At 59.8% G+C, this 17501-nt stretch carries 16 protein-coding genes; 9 read left to right on the top strand and 7 right to left on the bottom strand.

Features of this window, described 5'->3' with window-relative positions; all coding sequences use genetic code 11:
- The first annotated feature begins 23 nt into the window (after nucleotides 1-23).
- The 3 genes from rplQ (at nucleotide 24) to bfr (ending at nucleotide 2714) form a co-directional block, all read left to right on the top strand.
- Complete coding sequence (rplQ, locus tag AB4O35_RS02755) at nucleotides 24-410, top strand: 50S ribosomal protein L17 (RefSeq protein WP_017135967.1); 387 nt, start codon at nucleotides 24-26, stop codon at nucleotides 408-410.
- A 235-nt stretch (nucleotides 411-645) separates the two neighbouring features.
- Nucleotides 646-2094 (top strand): catalase, encoded by a 1449-nt coding sequence (locus AB4O35_RS02750; protein ID WP_065872586.1) that lies wholly within the window; start codon nucleotides 646-648, stop codon nucleotides 2092-2094.
- A 155-nt stretch (nucleotides 2095-2249) separates the two neighbouring features.
- Complete coding sequence (gene bfr, locus AB4O35_RS02745) at nucleotides 2250-2714, top strand: bacterioferritin (RefSeq protein WP_015886133.1); 465 nt, start codon at nucleotides 2250-2252, stop codon at nucleotides 2712-2714.
- Nucleotides 2715-2780: 66 nt separating this feature from the next.
- Here the strand turns inward: bfr and uvrA are convergent, their stop codons facing one another.
- Nucleotides 2781-5615: an excinuclease ABC subunit UvrA gene (uvrA, locus tag AB4O35_RS02740; protein WP_065879558.1), complete on the bottom strand. Its 2835-nt coding sequence runs from the start codon at nucleotides 5613-5615 to the stop codon at nucleotides 2781-2783.
- Nucleotides 5616-5793: 178 nt separating this feature from the next.
- Here uvrA and AB4O35_RS02735 point away from each other — a divergent pair, with 178 nt between their 5' ends.
- Both AB4O35_RS02735 and AB4O35_RS02730 read left to right on the top strand, forming a co-directional pair.
- The gene (locus tag AB4O35_RS02735; protein ID WP_065879557.1) at nucleotides 5794-7188 is read left to right on the top strand and encodes an MFS transporter; all 1395 of its coding nucleotides are present in this window, start codon (nucleotides 5794-5796) and stop codon (nucleotides 7186-7188) included.
- Between the two features lie 9 nt (nucleotides 7189-7197).
- A complete protein-coding gene (locus tag AB4O35_RS02730; RefSeq protein WP_010467282.1) occupies nucleotides 7198-7725 on the top strand; it encodes a single-stranded DNA-binding protein in 528 nt (175 codons plus the stop codon).
- A gap of 148 nt (nucleotides 7726-7873) precedes the next feature.
- Here AB4O35_RS02730 and AB4O35_RS02725 read toward each other — a convergent pair whose 3' ends face one another.
- Nucleotides 7874-8782: a LysR family transcriptional regulator gene (locus tag AB4O35_RS02725; RefSeq protein ID WP_065879556.1), complete on the bottom strand. Its 909-nt coding sequence runs from the start codon at nucleotides 8780-8782 to the stop codon at nucleotides 7874-7876.
- 100 nt (nucleotides 8783-8882) lie between these two features.
- Between AB4O35_RS02725 and tam the strand changes: the two genes are divergently transcribed.
- Entirely contained in the window at nucleotides 8883-9644 is a 762-nt protein-coding gene (tam, locus tag AB4O35_RS02720) for a trans-aconitate 2-methyltransferase (RefSeq protein WP_065872592.1), read from the top strand.
- Between the two features lie 21 nt (nucleotides 9645-9665).
- On the opposite strand, the gene AB4O35_RS02715 is transcribed toward tam, so the two are convergent.
- Nucleotides 9666-10229, bottom strand: a complete 564-nt coding sequence (locus AB4O35_RS02715) for a cysteine hydrolase family protein (RefSeq protein WP_065879555.1) — start codon at nucleotides 10227-10229, stop codon at nucleotides 9666-9668.
- A gap of 96 nt (nucleotides 10230-10325) precedes the next feature.
- On the opposite strand from AB4O35_RS02715, the gene AB4O35_RS02710 reads away from it, so the two are divergent.
- From AB4O35_RS02710 to AB4O35_RS02700, 3 genes are all read left to right on the top strand, one after another.
- Nucleotides 10326-11285 (top strand): GlxA family transcriptional regulator, encoded by a 960-nt coding sequence (locus tag AB4O35_RS02710; protein WP_065879554.1) that lies wholly within the window; start codon nucleotides 10326-10328, stop codon nucleotides 11283-11285.
- A 171-nt stretch (nucleotides 11286-11456) separates the two neighbouring features.
- Nucleotides 11457-12566, top strand: a complete 1110-nt coding sequence (locus AB4O35_RS02705; RefSeq protein WP_065879553.1) for a DUF3182 family protein — start codon at nucleotides 11457-11459, stop codon at nucleotides 12564-12566.
- The gene (locus tag AB4O35_RS02700) at nucleotides 12556-13311 is read left to right on the top strand and encodes an alpha/beta hydrolase family protein (RefSeq protein ID WP_065872581.1); all 756 of its coding nucleotides are present in this window, start codon (nucleotides 12556-12558) and stop codon (nucleotides 13309-13311) included. Before AB4O35_RS02705 ends, AB4O35_RS02700 begins: the two co-directional genes overlap by 11 nt.
- 127 nt (nucleotides 13312-13438) lie before the next feature.
- Here AB4O35_RS02700 and AB4O35_RS02695 read toward each other — a convergent pair whose 3' ends face one another.
- Genes AB4O35_RS02695 through AB4O35_RS02680 form a run of 4 tightly spaced genes read right to left on the bottom strand, consistent with a single transcriptional unit; the run spans nucleotide 13439 to nucleotide 17343 of the window.
- Nucleotides 13439-14395, bottom strand: a complete 957-nt coding sequence (locus AB4O35_RS02695) for a lysylphosphatidylglycerol synthase domain-containing protein (protein ID WP_065879552.1) — start codon at nucleotides 14393-14395, stop codon at nucleotides 13439-13441.
- Nucleotides 14385-15647, bottom strand: coding sequence for a cardiolipin synthase ClsB (gene clsB, locus AB4O35_RS02690; protein WP_065879551.1), 1263 nt, complete (start codon nucleotides 15645-15647; stop codon nucleotides 14385-14387). Before clsB ends, AB4O35_RS02695 begins: the two co-directional genes overlap by 11 nt.
- Complete coding sequence (locus tag AB4O35_RS02685; RefSeq protein WP_065872578.1) at nucleotides 15644-16420, bottom strand: endonuclease/exonuclease/phosphatase family protein; 777 nt, start codon at nucleotides 16418-16420, stop codon at nucleotides 15644-15646. Before AB4O35_RS02685 ends, clsB begins: the two co-directional genes overlap by 4 nt.
- Nucleotides 16417-17343: a DUF72 domain-containing protein gene (locus AB4O35_RS02680; RefSeq protein WP_065872577.1), complete on the bottom strand. Its 927-nt coding sequence runs from the start codon at nucleotides 17341-17343 to the stop codon at nucleotides 16417-16419. The genes AB4O35_RS02685 and AB4O35_RS02680 overlap by 4 nt, the downstream gene beginning before the upstream one ends.
- Nucleotides 17344-17501 lie beyond the last annotated feature (158 nt).

The following is a 17501-nucleotide window of genomic DNA, read 5'->3' as shown; positions in this document are numbered from 1 at the left end:
GTGAGTTTGGTAAGGAATGAACCATGCGTCATCGTAAAAGTGGTCGTCACCTGAGCCGTACCAGCTCGCACCGCAAGGCCATGTTTCAAAACATGGCGGTGTCGCTGTTCGAGCACGAGCTGATCAAAACTACACTGCCAAAAGCTAAAGAACTGCGTCGCGTTGCTGAGCCGCTGATCACTTTGGCTAAGACAGACAGCCTGGCTAACCGCCGTTTGGTTTTCGACCGTACTCGTTCGAAAGCTATCGTTGGTAAGCTCTTCAACGACCTGGGCAAGCGTTACGCTACCCGTGAGGGTGGCTACCTGCGCATCCTCAAGTGCGGCTTCCGTACTGGCGACAACGCGCCAATGGCGTACGTCGAGTTGGTTGATCGTGCTACTGCCGGCGAAGCTGTAAGCGCCGAGTAAGACGACAAGCTGTAACGAAGAACCGGGCCTAGTGCCCGGTTTTTTGTGCGCGTAATAAAAGCGTGATTTGTACAAGCGTCCACGGATTGTGCTTGGCAATATGCCTCTGGGGAGGTTGGTAGTTATTTTCTATCGATGCCGACAATTTAATGAATTTGTAGGCGTCATATCGATGATCAATACTCCCTCCAAGCCGACTAGCCGGCAGTTCCAAGTCCGACCTGAGGAAGATTGCATGAGCCAGAATAAAATCCTTACCACCGCCAGCGGCGCGCCCGTTGCGGACAATCAGAATTCCCGTTCCGCCGGTCCACGTGGCCCATTGCTGCTCGACGATTTCCACCTGATCGAGAAGCTCGCGCACTTCAACCGTGAAAACATTCCGGAGCGTCGCGTACACGCCAAGGGTTCGGGTGCCTTTGGCACTTTCACCGTCACCCAAGACATCACGCAATACACCAGCGCCAAGCTGTTTGAATCCGTCGGCAAGCAAACCCCAACCTTTTTGCGGTTCTCCACCGTAGGCGGAGAGCGTGGTTCGGCTGATACCGAGCGCGATCCACGTGGCTTCGCCTTGAAGTTCTACACCGAAGAAGGCAACTGGGACATCGTGGGTAACAACACCCCAGTGTTTTTCATTCGCGATCCTTTAAAGTTTCCGGACTTCATCCACACCCAGAAGCGCCTGCCGCAAAGCAATCTCAAAAGCGCTCAGATGATGTGGGACTTCTGGTCGCACTCTCCGGAGGCACTGCACCAGGTCACCATTCTGTTTTCGGACCGTGGCATCCCTGATGGCTATCGCCACATGCACGGCTTCGGCAGTCACACCTACAGCCTGATTAACGCCAATGGCGAGCGCCACTGGGTGAAGTGGCACTACAAGACTAAGCAAGGCATCAAGAACTTGGCGCCGGCTGAGGCCGCGCGCCTGGCCGGTACCGATCCGGATTACGCCCAGCGCGATCTGTTCGGCGCGATTGAGCGCGGTGATTTCCCGAAATGGCGGGTCTGCATCCAGATCATGACCGAGGCCCAGGCTAATGCTCACTACGAGAACCCCTTTGACGTGACCAAGACCTGGTCGCAGAAGGAGTTCCCGTTAATCGAAGTTGGCGAGCTCGAACTCAACCGCAATCCGCAGAACTACTTCGCTGAAGTGGAGCAGGCTGCGTTCGGCCCGAGCAACATGGTGCCGGGTGTAGGCCTGTCGCCAGACCGTATGCTGCAAGGTCGTGTGTTCGCATACGCAGATGCTCACCGTTACCGCGTCGGCACCAATCACCAGCAACTGCCGGTGAATGCCCCACGTAACCAGGTGAACAGCTACCAGCGTGATGGTTCGATGGCATTTGGCAGCAACGGTGGCGCGGGGCCCAACTACGAGCCGAACAGCTACGCAGATGCGCCGAAGCAAGCACCACAATACGCGGAGCCTGCGTTGGCATTGAGCGGTGCTGCTGACCGTTATGATCACCGGGAAGACACCGATTACTACAGCCACGCAGGTGCACTGTTCCGCCTGATGAACGATGAGCAGAAAGCGTTGCTCACCAACAACATCGCCGGTGCAATGGGTGGCGTTTCCAGTGATGTGGTTCAGCGCCAGCTGCAGCATTTCTACAAAGCAGATCCTGCTTATGGAGAAGCAATCGCAAAGGCACTGGGTGTATCGCTTAACTAACTCTAAACGATAAGCAGAACCGCCCTCATTTGGGCGGTTTTTGCGTTATTTCAGCTACTTTTCTCGGGAAATCTTCACTTTTCTGCCGTTGGTCCCGTGACCTCCGGGTCATCATGGTTCAAACTACAGACTTTCAAGCAGGGAGATGTAGGGCGATGCAAGGTCACCCCGACGTAATCGATTACCTCAACACGTTGCTGACGGGCGAACTGGCTGCTCGTGACCAATATTTCATCCACTCGCGCATGTACGAAGACTGGGGTTTTACCGAGCTCTACGAGCGTATCAACCACGAGATGGAAGAAGAGGCACAGCACGCCGACGCACTGATGCGCCGTATCCTAATGCTCGAAGGCACGCCACGTATGCGTCCCGATGATCTGGATGTGGGCACTACGGTACCTGACATGCTCGCTGCCGACCTGCGCCTCGAGTACAAGGTCCGTGCCGCGCTCTGCAAAGGCATCGAGCTCTGCGAGCAGCACAACGACTATGTCACCCGGGAAATCCTGCGGGTGCAGTTGAATGACACCGAAGAAGATCATACCTACTGGCTTGAAAAGCAGTTGGGCTTGATCAAGCTGGTCGGCTTGGAGAATTACCTGCAATCGCAGTTCTGATTCCCGGCTACAAAAAAGCCCCTGTCACCGCAAAGTGACAGGGGCTTTTCATTGGGCCCGAAAAACTCAGGCCCGGTCGCGCGCCAACAACGGCTTCAAGTAATAGCCGGTGTGTGACTGCGGCATTTCGGAGACCTGCTCCGGTGTGCCCACCGCGATGATCTGGCCACCCTTGGAACCACCTTCAGGCCCCAGGTCCACCAACCAGTCGGCGGTCTTGATCACATCCAGGTTGTGCTCGATCACCACCACGGTGTTGCCGTGGTCGCGCAGGCGGTGCAACACGTCCAACAGTTGCTGGATATCCGCAAAGTGCAGGCCGGTGGTCGGCTCATCGAGGATGTACAGGGTCTTGCCCGTGTCGCGCTTGGACAGCTCGCGGGACAGCTTCACCCGTTGCGCCTCACCACCGGACAGCGTAGTCGCCGATTGCCCCAGTTTGATATACGACAGGCCCACATCCATCAATGTCTGCAGCTTGCGCGCCAACGCCGGAACCGCGTCAAAGAATACCCGCGCTTCCTCGATGGTCATCTCCAGGGTTTCGTGGATGCTTTTGCCCTTGTATTTGATCTCCAGGGTCTCGCGGTTATAGCGCTTGCTCTTGCACACATCGCACGGCACGTAGATGTCCGGGAGGAAGTGCATCTCCACCTTGATCAAACCATCGCCCTGGCACGCTTCACAGCGACCGCCCTTGACGTTGAACGAGAACCGGCCCGGCCCGTAACCCCGCGAGCGGGACTCCGGGACGCCGGCAAACAGCTCACGAATGGGTGTGAACAACCCTGTGTAGGTCGCCGGGTTGGAGCGCGGCGTGCGGCCAATAGGGCTCTGGTCGATATCGACGACTTTGTCCAGCAGCTCCAGACCCTTGATGCTGTCGTGAGCAGCCGCTTCCAGCGTAGTCGCGCCGTTCAAGGCGGTGGCACTCAAGGGGAACAGCGTGTTGTTGATCAGTGTCGACTTGCCCGAGCCGGAAACACCGGTCACGCAGGTCAACAGGCCCAGCGGAATTTCCAGGTCGACATTGCGCAAGTTATTGCCACGCGCGCCCTTGAGGTGCAGCGCCTGCTTCTTGTTGCGCGGTGTGCGTTTAGCCGGCACGGCAATTTTCACACGGCCAGACAAGTACTTGCCGGTCAGCGAGTCCGGATGGGCCATGACCTCGGCAGGCGTACCTTCGGCAACAATATGCCCGCCATGCACACCCGCGCCCGGGCCGATATCAACCACATAGTCGGCCAGGCGAATCGCATCTTCATCGTGCTCGACCACGATCACCGTGTTGCCGATATCCCGAAGGTGTTTCAGCGTGCCCAGCAGACGATCGTTGTCGCGTTGGTGCAAGCCAATCGACGGCTCATCGAGGATGTACAGTACACCCACGAGGCCGGCACCAATCTGGCTGGCCAAGCGAATCCGCTGGGCTTCACCGCCAGACAACGTGTCGGCACTTCGGTCCAGAGACAGGTAGTCCAGGCCAACGTTGACCAGGAACTGCAACCGCTCGCGAATTTCCTTGAGAATCTTGTCGGCGATTTCCCCACGGCGCCCCGTCAACTTGAGCACACCAAAGTACTCGCAGGCATCACCGATTGGCAGGTTGGTCACCGCAGGCAACGTCTTCTCGCCCACCCACACATGCCGCGCCTCTCGACGCAGGCGTGTGCCACGGCAATCCGGGCAAGGCTGGGTGCTGAGGAATTTAGCCAGTTCTTCACGCACGCTCGCCGATTCGGTTTCGCGGTAGCGACGCTCGAGATTCGGCACAATGCCTTCGAACGGGTGGGAGCGCTTGACGATATCGCCCCGGTCATTCAGGTACTTGAAGTCGACGTTCTGCGAGCCGCTGCCGTGCAGGATGACTTTCTGCTGTTCGGCCGGCAGTTCGTTGAAAGGTACTTCGAGGCTGAACTTATAGTGCGACGCCAGCGACCCCAGCATCTGGAAGTAGTAGACGTTACGCCTGTCCCAGCCACGTATCGCGCCCTCCGCCAGCGTCAAGTCACCATTGACCAGACGCTTGATGTCGAAGAACTGCTTCACGCCCAGGCCATCACAGGTCGGGCACGCGCCGGCCGGGTTGTTGAAGGAGAACAGCTTGGGTTCCAGCTCACTGATGGCATGCCCGCAGATCGGGCAAGCAAAGCGCGCGGAAAAGATGATCTCTTCGCCCTGCTCGTCATCCATCGGGGCCACCAAGGCAATGCCGTCGGCCAGCTTCAACGCGGTTTCGAAGGATTCCGCAAGGCGCTGCTGCAGGTCTGCCCGCACCTTGAAGCGGTCGACTACCACATCAATCGAGTGCTTCTTCTGCTTGTCGAGCTTCGGCGCTTCGTCCAGCTCGTAGAGCTTGCCGTTGATTCGCGCCCGCACAAAGCCTTGCGCACGCAGTTCTTCGAAGACGGAAAGGTGTTCGCCCTTGCGCTCACGAATCACTGGTGCCAGCAGCATCAGCTTGGCGCCTTCCGGCTGGGCGAGCACCAGGTCGACCATCTGGCTGACGGTCTGGGCTTCCAGGGGAATATCGTGGTCCGGGCAGCGCGGAATACCCACGCGTGCGTACAGCAGACGCAGGTAGTCGTAGATTTCGGTAATGGTGCCCACGGTGGAGCGCGGGTTATGGGAAGTCGATTTTTGCTCGATGGAAATTGCCGGCGACAGGCCTTCAATGGTGTCGACGTCGGGCTTTTCCATCATCGACAGGAACTGGCGGGCATAGGCCGACAGCGATTCCACATAGCGACGCTGGCCTTCGGCATACAGCGTGTCAAACGCCAGCGACGATTTGCCGGACCCGGACAAGCCGGTGATGACAATCAGTTTGTCCCGTGGCAGGGTCAGGTCGATGTTCTTCAGGTTGTGGGTTCTAGCCCCACGAATCAGGATCTTGTCCAAGATGGCCTCGCACGGCGGGCGTAAATAATGCCGGAGTATACGGCTAAAGACTGGATGAATATACACTGTCAAAAGGCCGCTTGCAGCCTTAGATGAAAGCTGCGCGGCAAAGCGCCGCATATACCCTCTCAATCGATGGGACTGGTAGAATCGCCGCCGGTTCACACGAGGTTTTTCCATGCACGATCCCCACAGCGAACGCATGAGTAGCGGCGAGACCCGAGCGGCAAGCGGTCTGGCCCTGGTGTTCGCCTTCCGTATGCTGGGCATGTTTATGGTGTTGCCAGTGCTGGCGACCTATGGGATGGACCTCGCAGGCGCGACCCCGGCATTGATCGGCCTGGCCATTGGCGCGTATGGCCTGACCCAGGCGATTTTTCAGATTCCGTTCGGGATCATTTCTGACCGCATCGGCCGCCGTCCGGTGATCTATCTGGGTCTGATCGTGTTCGCTCTCGGCAGTGTGCTCGCGGCGCAATCGGATTCGATATGGGGCGTGATTGCCGGACGCATCCTGCAAGGGGCCGGTGCGATTTCCGCCGCGGTCATGGCGCTGCTGTCAGACCTGACCCGTGAACAACACCGCACCAAGGCCATGGCCATGATCGGCATGACCATCGGCCTGTCGTTCGCCGTGGCCATGGTCGTCGGCCCCCTGCTGACGCGCGCGTTCGGCCTGCACGGGCTGTTCCTGGCCACCGGCGGCATGGCGCTGTTCGGTATCGTGATCGTAGCCTTTATGGTGCCGCGCTCCACCGGCACGTTGCAGCACCGCGAGTCGGGCGTCGCGCGCAAGGCTTTATTGCCGACACTCAAGCATCCGGACCTGCTGCGCCTGGATTTAGGTATCTTCGTATTACACGCCATGCTCATGTGTAGCTTCGTCGCCTTGCCCCTGGCGCTGGTGGAAAAAGCCGGGTTGCCCAAGGAACAGCACTGGTGGGTCTACCTCACCGCGCTGTTGATTTCGTTCTTCGCCATGATCCCGTTCATCATTTATGGCGAGAAGAAACGCAAAATGAAACGAGTTCTCTTGGGCGCCGTCGCGACGTTGATGCTCACTGAGCTATTCTTCTGGCAGTTCGGCGACAGCCTGCGGGCGCTGGTAATCGGCACGGTGGTGTTTTTCACCGCGTTCAACCTGCTGGAGGCTTCGTTGCCTTCGCTGATCAGTAAGGTTTCACCGGCCGGCGGCAAAGGGACGGCCATGGGGGTGTATTCCACCAGCCAGTTCCTGGGTTCTGCACTGGGCGGCATCATGGGTGGCTGGATGTTCCAGCATGGCGGTTTGTCGGTTGTCTTCCTGGGATGCGCCGGGCTGGCTGCACTTTGGCTAGCCTTTGCTGTTACCATGCGCGAACCTCCCTACGTCACAAGTCTGCGTTTGCCGCTATCGCCCGAGGCGATCCGTGAAAGCGGTCTGGTAGAGCGCCTGAAGGCCGTCGTAGGGGTAACCGATGCAGTCGTGATTGCTGAAGAAGCAGCCATTTACATCAAATTGGACACCGAATTATTGGATCGCGCGACGCTCGAGCAACTGGTCAACCCAGTGCCGACAGCGCGCCCAGCTTAGGAGAACGTTATGGCCCGTGGGGTTAACAAAGTCATATTGGTCGGTACATGCGGCCAGGATCCCGAGGTTCGCTACTTGCCTAACGGTAACGCCGTGACCAACCTGAGTCTGGCGACCAGCGAACAGTGGACCGACAAGCAGACTGGCCAGAAGGTCGAAAAAACCGAATGGCACCGTGTGTCGATGTTCGGCAAGGTTGCAGAGATTGCTGGTGAGTACCTGCGCAAAGGTTCGCAGGTGTACATCGAAGGCAAGCTGCAAACCCGTGAGTGGGAAAAAGACGGCATCAAGCGTTACACCACTGAAATCGTGGTCGACATGCAAGGCACCATGCAACTGCTGGGCGGCCGTCCACAGCAGGGCGACCAGCAAGGCGGGGGCAATAACTACCAGCAGTCCGCTCCGGCCCCACGCCAGCAGGCTCCGCGTCCGCAGCAGTCGGCACCGCAACAGTCGCGCCAGGCGCCGCCTCCACAACAGGCTGCTCCGCAACCGGCCCCGGATTTCGACAGCTTTGATGACGATATCCCGTTCTAGGACTTACCTGAGACTTTATTGTAAAGTTTAGGCCTGAAGCCCCCGCACTGCGGGGGCTTTGCATTTCTACGTGAGGACTTCATCCTCAATGACGATCCCTGTATGAGCACGTTGACACGGATGAAATAACGCAGCGCTTAACCGGTGATCAGGCGTCCGCCTCGGCCGCTGTCACCACCATCTCTTTGAACCGGCGTAACACTGTGGATCCGTCATCAATCCGCGTTGCCAAATGCAGTGGCGCCACCAGGCTCTGACACTCCGTCAGTTCCCGATACACGATGCCGTCTCCGCGTAACCGTTGCATCGACGCCGGCACGATGGACACCCCAAGTCCCGCCGCTACCAGGCTGAGTGTCGCGGTCATGCGCGGGGCTTCCTGGACCACCTGAGGGCTGAACCCCGCTTCACGGCACGCCACCAGAATCGCGTCATACAGGCCCAACCCCACGCGGCGGCGATAGAGCACGAAGGACTCGCTCGCCAATGCCTTCAAGGGCAGGGGAGAGCCCGCATTGAGTGCCAGCGGATGATCAGTGGGCAGCGCCAGCAACATCGGCTCCACCAGGATCGGGTCGTCCTGCAGCGATTGAGTCCCGCTGAGGGGGGAGCGGATAAACGCCGCGTCCAGTTTTTCATGCGCCAACGCGTCCAGCAGTTCGCCGGTGCCAGCTTCTTCCAACACCACCGTGACGCCGACATAGGTTTCGCGAAACAACCGCAACACACTCGGCACAAAGGGATGCAGTGCAGCCGAGCTAGTGAACCCGATCGCCAGCCGTCCGCGCTCACCCCGTGCGGCAAGGCGCACTACGTCCGCAATGCCTTCAGCCTGCGCGAGTAGTTCACGGGCCTCGTCGAGTAAAGCGAGCCCGGCGGTAGTGGGTCGCACGCCTCGGGGCAAACGCTCCATCAGCACCACGCCCAACTCGGCTTCGAGGCTTTGCAGCATCCGTGTCAACGGCGGCTGCTGCATGCCCAGGCGTTCGGCAGCGCGGGTGATATAACCTTCTTCGGCGATGGCTACGAAGGCCTTGAGTTGGCGAAGCTCCAGCATAGGAATACTTTTCAGGTATGGGAGAGTGCCAATCCTGGCATTTGTTCTCATGGCTCACAAGATTTAGGCTGTGGCCAACCTCAAACAGAAGGAAGCCGTGATGACCTGGTCTGCCAAGCAATACACGATGTTTGAACAGCAACGCACCCGTCCCGTCCGCGACCTGGTCGCGGCCATTCCGAATACCGAGGTGCGTACGGCTGTCGACCTGGGCTGCGGTCCCGGCAATTCCACCGAGGTGCTGGCCGAGCGCTTCCCGCATGCGCACGTTACCGGCATGGACAGCTCCGACGACATGCTGGTCGATGCACGCCAACGGCTACCGGCGCTGAACTTCGAACTGGCGGACATCGGCGCCTGGAACCCCGCACAGACTTTCGATGTGATCCTGGCCAACGCGTCGCTGCAATGGCTGCCTGACCACGCCACGCTTTACCCGCACTTGGTCCACCAACTGACACCCGCTGGCACGCTGGCGGTGCAAACGCCGGACAACCTCGATGAGCCTGCCCACCGACTTGCCCGTGAAGTTGCCGCTGATGGCCCGTGGTCTGCCAGGATCGGCGCGGTCAAACACAATGAACGCCACACCGCGAGCTACTACTACGAGCTGCTGAGCAAACATTGCAGCACCGTCGATGTGTGGCGCACCACCTATCAGCACCCGCTGGCGGATTACGCTACGGTGGTGGAGTGGTTCAAGGCCTCGGCCCTAAGACCCTTCCTGGCGCCGTTGACCGATAGCGAGAAGGCTGCCTTCCTGCAGGAGTACCAGGCGCGGATTGCCCAGGCTTACCCAGCCCTGGCCGATGGCACCGTGCTGCTGCCTTTTCCGCGCCTGTTCATTATCGCTACCCGCTAACGTCGCCAAGACCCGTGGCGGTTATGCCGCCGCCGCTTGCGCCTTGAAATATTCATCTGCCGACACCACGCCCGCATAGCCGAATGCCAGCGACGCCATATACGCCCCATGCACCTGCGCAGCCGGGATCACCTGGCCATTGAACTCCAGGTCCCGGGTCGCACACGCGTCATGAATGACCGTGACCTTGTAGCCCAGGTCCGCCGCCGCCCGGACCACCGCATCGATGCACATATGGCTCATGCTGCCGACCACCACCAGTTCGGTGATGCTGCGTTGTTCCAGCAGTGCGCGCAGGTTGGTCTCGCGAAACGAATTCACAAAATGTTTAAGCACCACCGGCTCATTGCCTTCATTCATCACTTTGGGATGCAGATGCGCACCCTCGGAGCCCGGTGTGAAGAACGGCGCGTCCTCAGACGTGAACTCATGACGCACATGAATCACCGCATCGCCCGCCTGGCGAAACGCCTGCAACACATGCACGGCCTTGTCCGCTGCGGCTTCGACGCCGTCGAGTGGCCACTTGCCTTGAGGGAAGTAGTCGTTCTGGATATCGATTAGGATGAGCGCTTGCTTGGCCATGTGTGTTGCCTCGTGATGGGTTGATGGGCCCAGTATCTTAGCTGGCGCCTGCACTTGGGATTGGCTGCACCGACAATAAAAGGGGGAAAACTGACAATGGTCGTGGTTGAGCTGGGCGTGTTGATCTACCAGGGGGCGCAGATGGCGGCCGTGCACGGCCTGACTGACCTGTTCGGCGTCGCCAACCGCATCGCCGCCGAGCACCAGTGCGCACAGTTGCCGCTCTTGCGGATCAGCCATTGGCAGGTGGAGGCTACCGGTGAAACGGTGCGCGTATTCGATAGCCATCCCGGCCCTGATCAACCCATGATGGCCGTACTGGTGCCCCCGTCGATTGGTGAGTTCACCGAAGAACAAGCGCCGCCTGCGCTACTGGAATGGCTTCGCCGGCAACACGCCGCAGGTACCGTATTGGGCGGCGTCTGCATGGGTTCGATCATGCTGGCGCGCAGCGGATTGCTCGATGGGCGCAGCGCCACCACTCATTGGTCTTCCGCCAAATCCTTCGCCGCGCGTTACCCGGCCGTGCGCCTTGAAGCGGATAAACCCATCGTTGATGACGGCGACCTTATTACCACCGCTGGCTTGATGGCCTGGTCCGAACTCGGCCTGCGCCTGGTCGATCGCCTGATGGGCCCTAGCATTGCGGCGGATACCGCGCGTTTCCTGGTGATCGAGCACAGTGACAGCGCCAGCCAATGCGGCAGCAACTTTGCGCCGATTCTCGGCCACGGCGACTCCGCCATCCTCAAGGTTCAGCACTGGTTGCAGGCCACCGGTGCGGTGGATGTTTCCCTCACGGCGATGGCACTGGAGGCAGGCTTGGAGGAGCGCACATTCCTACGGCGCTTTCGCAACGCCACCGGGTTGAAACCCACCGAATACTGTCAGCATCTGCGCGTGGGCAAGGCTCGGCAAATGCTCGAGTTTACCAACGGCACCATTGATCACATCGCGTGGACCGTGGGCTATCAGGACCCCAGCGCTTTTCGCGCCATCTTCAAGAAGATCACCGGCCTGGCGCCCAGCGATTACCGCAAACGGTTTGGCGTCTGAATCGTGCAGAACGCCGCGACGCCGACGCGCTGTCGTGCAAAATGGAGCAGGCCAACTGCCACCGGTTTTTCGGCAACTGCTTGATTTCACAACCATCCGCCTCGAAAGCGCGTTGGCCTGATCCCTGCAACCTCTCTTGCACACACATGGCGGGAAGGCCAAGGGGGACGCATGACCCCGACTCAACGCAAGAAGCTGGTGGTCGCTCACTCCACACGTGAAAGCGCCCCTCTGCATGAGATCGAAACCAACCGCGCCCTGGCGCGCTGGCTGGCACAGATTCTCGGGCTAAAATTCGGTGGCAGCTACGACCCGGCTCTACATGCGGGACGATCACTTTACCTGCTGCCCACGCAAACCCTGGTCGGTGCAGCCCAGGCGCGTGCGCTCCATATCAAGGGGCCGGAGGATGTGTGGGGCGGTTACGTCGACCACGACTTCATCTGCACCAAAGCCATCAGCCATGGTCTGCTCGGGCCTGAAGCCAAAGCGCCCGAAGGTTGGTCAGCGCTATTCTGCGAACGTGTGCGAAACGTCGTGCTAGATGGTTTGAGCGTCTTCGCGCTGGAAGACGCCCGGCCGGCAGCCACGCGCCTGCTCTACAGCGGACCCATTCGCCTGAAACCGGTACACGCCTGCGCCGGCCGAGGTCAGGAAGTTATCCACAGTCTCGATGAGTTCGAAGCCGTGCTGGCTCGACCTGAGGCCGCGAAGCTCTTCAGCGATGGTGTGGTGTTGGAGCAAGACCTTCAGGACGTGATCACCCACAGCGTCGGCCAAAGCTTCATCGGCGATCACGTGCTCAGCTACTGCGGCGAGCAATACCTGACGAAAGACGGGCAGGGCGAAGACGTCTACGGCGGCTCCGACCTATTGGCGGTGCCGGGTGGCTACGAAGCTCTGTTGCAACTCGAACTGCCCGACGACGTACGCGAAGCCATCGAACAAGCACAGGTGTTCGACGCGGCCGCCGATGAAGCCTATCCCGGCTTCTACGCATCGCGGCGCAACTACGACATCGCCCAGGGCTTGGACAGCGACGGCCAACGCCGCAGCGGCGTGCTCGAACAATCCTGGCGCATGGGCGGAGCCAGCAGCGCGGAAGTCGCAGCGTTGCAGAGTTTTATCAACAACCCCGGCCTGCGTGCGATCCGTGTGTCCTCTGTGGAAACCTACGCGGACCAACCCTTGCCGGCTGATGCGATTGAGGTGTATCGCGGGCCGGCGGAAAACAGCGAGTTTCTTCTCAAGTACGTGACGGTTAAATCTTATGACGGCTAGAAGCGAAAGCATTGCGATCGACATCGATGACGAACAGATGAGCGGCACCTTCCTGAGTCCCAAATCCAAAGTACCCGGCGTGTTATTTGTGCACGGCTGGGGCGGTAGCCAGGAGCGTGATCTTGAACGCGCCAAAGGCATCGCCGGCTTGGGCTGCGTGTGCCTCACCTTCGACCTGCGCGGCCATGCCGGCACTGGGATTCCGCTGTCTCGCGTCACCCGCGAAGACAACCTGCGCGACCTGCTGGCGGCCTATGATCGATTGCTGTCCCACCCGGCCATCGACACCTCGGCGGTGGCGGTGGTGGGCACCAGTTACGGCGGCTACCTCGCGGCCATTCTCACCTCACTGCGCCCGGTGCGCTGGCTGGCGCTGCGCGTGCCGGCGCTGTACCGCGACCAGGAATGGCTCAAACCCAAGCGTGATCTGGATAAGGCCGACCTGATGGATTACCGCAGCACGCTGGTCCACTCCGAAACCAATCGCGCCTTGCACGCGTGTTCTGCGTTTACCGGTGATGTGCTGATCGTTGAGTCGGAAACCGATGCCCACGTGCCCCACGCCACCATCATGAGTTACCGCGCGGCGTGCCAGCAGACCCATTCCCTGACCCATCGCATCATCGATGGCGCCGATCACTCCCTCAGCGACCCGGTGTCCCAGCAGGCGTACACCTCGATCCTGGTGGACTGGATTACCGAAATGGTGGTGGGTGAGCGGTTGAGCATTATCCAGTCTCAATAATTGGATGCTCTTTAGACCGCCTTCGCGAGCAAGCCCGCTCCCACATTCGACAGCATTCCAAAGGATGTACACGATTAAATGTGGGAGCGGGCTTGCTCGCGAAGGCGGTCGACCAGTCACCACCGTCTTAAGCCGGTGTTTTCTTCACCCGCAACGCCTTGGCCTTGGCCTCTACGCCAAGGTACATCACCAGCGCGATCAGCAGCGGCAAGATGAAGTAGATCGCCCGATACGCGATCAACCCGGCGAGCAAACTGCCCCGCGACGCTTCATGCTGCAACAACGCAATGAACACCGCCTCCAGCACGCCCAGCCCTGCCGGAATATGGGTGAGCACCCCGGCAATCGCGCTGATCAGCAACACCCCTAACACCAGCGGATAATCCAGTTTGGCCGGCAGCAAAGTAAAAATCACCGCCGCCATCAGCGACCAGTTCAACGCGCCCAACATCAACTGCAAACACGCCATGCGCAGCGACGGCAGGTTGATCTCCATACCGCGTATCGTCCACGCACGCTTTTTCGAAAACTGGCAGGCCACCAGATAACCCAGGCTGGCCAGCACCAACAACGCGCCGATGCCTTGCAAGGCCGTGGTGCTGACCTTCCAGCCCGGTGGCATCGTGACCAGGCCGCTGCTGAAAACCACGCCGGCGATCGCCATATAGCCAAACCAATTGGTCGCCAGGCTCAGGCCGAGAATCTTGGCGATATTGCCGGTGCTCACCCCCAGCCGCGAATACAGCCGATAGCGCATGGCGATGCCGCCCACCCAGGCGCTCAAGTTGAGGTTGAAGGCATAGCTGATGATCCCCACCGGCAGGATCTGCTTCCACCCTAAAGGCTGGCGAATGTAGGTGCGGCCGATCAAGTCAAAGCTGGCGTAGACCAGAAAGCTGCATAACGTCAGTGCGCTGGCGATCACCAGCGTGCGCACCTTGAAGTCGCCCAGGGTCTGCACCACTTCGCTCCAATCGATGCGCCGCGCGAGCAGGGTGAACAGCACGATCAGCAGCAAGAAGAAGGCGATGGTCAGCGGCTTCTTCCAGCGCTTGAACCGCGAGCCTTTGGTTTCAGACGTCATGGCGCTGAGCCTCAAACGGTTTCAAACGCGGCTTGTGCGCGGGCAACCAGCCGGTGAGTGCAGGAAAGTGGCGCATTACATGGAACACCAGGAAACCCACGGTCAAACGCCAGAGCCACAGGCGCGGCTTGCGGTTTTCCGGCATGGTCTGGCAGTGGTTTTTGGCCAGGGCTTGCAGGCGTTCAAACAGCTGTTGATTGAACGCACGGTCACGAATCAACACGTTGGCTTCCAGGTTCAGCGACAGGCTCAATGGGTCCAGATTGCTCGACCCCACCGTGCTCCATTCGTCATCCACCAGTGCGACTTTGCCGTGCAGTGGGCGCTGGCAATACTCGTGAATCACCACGCCGTCCTTGAGCAAATAGTCGTAGAGCATGCGCGCCGCCAGCTTGGCCAGCAGTACATCGGGCTGGCCCTGCATGATCAATTGCACGTGCACGCCACGGCGCGCGGCATTGCGGATTTCCCGCAGCAGGCGGTAACCGGGGAAGAAGTAGGCGTTGGCGATCACCGCGCGTGTCTGGGCTTTGCTCAAGGCGTGGATATACGCTTCTTCGATGTCATCGCGATGCTGCGCGTTGTCGCGGTAAATCAGGCGCACCTGGCCGTCGCCTTTATCGGTCGACCAGATCTCCGGCCGCTGCTGGCGTCGTCGCCAACCGCGCCGCGTGCGTACTTGGCGGCCGCTTTGGGCCAAGGCGAAATGATGCAAGTCCGCTACCGCCGGGCCGATCACCTTCACCGCGTAATCTTGCTTGGCCTCGGGACCGTAATCGCCCAGGTGGTCGGCGGAGAAATTGATTCCGCCGATGAACGCCACCTCCGCGTCCACTACGACGATCTTGCGGTGCAGGCGGCGAAACCAATTGGTGCGAATGCCCAGGGTCTTTGGCGCGGGGTCGAACATCTGCACCGCAACGCCGGCCTCGGCCAGCTCGCCGAGAAACGACGGGTTCAGTTCGCCGCAGCCAAAGCCATCCAGGCTGACCACCACGTTGACCCCACGGCGCGCCGCCTCGATCAGGATGCCATGCAGCTCATTACCCACTTTGTCCTCGAAGAGAATGAAGGTCTCCAGCAGGATCTCGCGCCGGGCTTCACGCAGTGCGGTGAACACCTCAGGGAAGTACGCTTCGCCGTTCTCCAGCAATTGGACCTGGTTGCCACTCTGCCAGCCGTAATCCAGGTCACGTGCCTTGGTTTGGTCCGGCGGCTGGTCGGTGGAAATATGTTCTACAGCGACGTTCATAGCTCGATCTCCACCGACAGGGGGACATGGTCTGATAGATGGGACCAGGGCCGTGTCGTCAGTACTCGGGGGTTATGCACCTTCAAATTGCGCACATAAATCCGGTCCAGCGGCAGCAGAGGCAAGCGCGCCGGGAAGGTGCGCGCGGGTTTGCCCTGGGTTTCGATGAATACTTCCTTCAGGCCGCTCTGGCTCAGGTCGGCCTTTTGGCGCCAATCGTTGAAATCACCGGCAACCACCAGCGGCGCGTCGGCAGGAATTTCGCTGATGCGCTGTTCGATCAAGCGCAATTGCTGCTGGCGGTGCACTTCGCGCAGCCCCAAGTGAATGCAGATCGCATGCACCTCTTGGCCGGTGCCCGGCAGGCGCATCACGCAATGCAAAAGGCCACGGTTTTCATGGCCGCTTTGGGAAATGTCGAGGTTGTCGTAGCGCACGATCTGGAATTTCGACAGCAGCGCATTGCCATGGTCGCCGTGTGGGTAGACCGCATTGCGCCCGTAAGCGAACTGCGGCCAGATGCTGTCAGCGAGGAACTCGTACTGCGGCATGTTCGGCCAGTCGCTGAAGCGCTGGGGGTGGCGCTCATGGGTGCCGTGAATTTCTTGCAGGAACACCATGTCGGCGCCCACGCTGCGCACCGCTTCACGTAGCTCAGGCAGGATGAAGCGTCGATTCAAGGCAGTGAAACCCTTGTGGATATTGACCGTCAGCACGGTGAAGCGCGTGATGGCGACGTTGGGCGTCACGGGAATCAATTCCGGATGAGTCATGGCAGCACCCCCGATTCTGGTAGTTTACCGGGCTCAGTGGTCAATGCTTTATCCAGCTCGAAGCGTTGTAGCAATTGGCGCGCATCGAAGGGCGCGCGCACCTTGATGTCGTTGTCGAAGAAGCAGAACACGTCGCGCTGCTTGCGCGCGCGCGGCTTGCGTTTCGGGTCGATCAGATGGGCGTCTGAGGGTTGTTTGCCGTGACGCCAGCATTCGATCCGGTCGCCCCAGCGCTCAAGCGCTGCGTCGGTGTAGCCGCTGGCGTAGAGCTTTTTATCGCCGTGCAGCCGCAGGTAGAGGAAGTCAGCGGTCACGTCTTCCAGATACGGCCACTTGCCGGCGGTGTCGGCGACCACCAACGCCACGCCGTATTTGTCGAGCATCTGCACAAATTCCGGAACGGCAAAGCTCTTATGGCGAATCTCGACCGCGTGGCGCAGCGGTTTTTTGCCATGGGCGTTCATGCTGGCTTTGCCATTGACCCGCGATTCATGCTGGCGGGCGAGGGCGGCGGCTTGTCGGGTATCGGTGGGCAACTGCGCGAGAAAAGCCTCAAACAGCGGTGGGTCGAATGTGAAACTGGGTGGGAATTGCCAAAGAAACGGCCCCAGCTTCTCCTTGAGCTCCAGCACGCCGGAGGCAAAAAAGTTGGCCATGGGCTTGTGCACATCGTGTAACCGCAGGATATGCGTGATGTAGCGCGGTGCCTTGACGCTGAACACGAACTGCTCCGGCGTATCGGCGTACCACTCGGCATAGCGCTGCGGCGTTTGCAGCGCGTAGAACGAACCATTGATCTCGATGCTGTTGACCGCCCGTGACGCAAACTGCAACTCACGTTTCTGGGTCAGGCCCTCGGGGTAGAAATCCCCCCGCCAAGGCGTGTAGCGCCAGCCGGAAATGCCGATATGAATCGCGGACATGGTTGCTCCCGTGGTTAATGGGTCGAATGACCTCCATGGAGGGATGACTGTGGGATTTGCGAGAAAGTTTCCAGCGCCTTACGGACGGCACGCCCCAGCGCATTGCGTTCTAGACGGGAACGATCAGCGCCAAAACCCGTCAGTTCCTTACAGACCTA

It is taken from the genome of Pseudomonas sp. H1_A03 (genome assembly GCF_054685145.1).
This window is presented reverse-complemented; position numbering and strand designations above follow the sequence as displayed.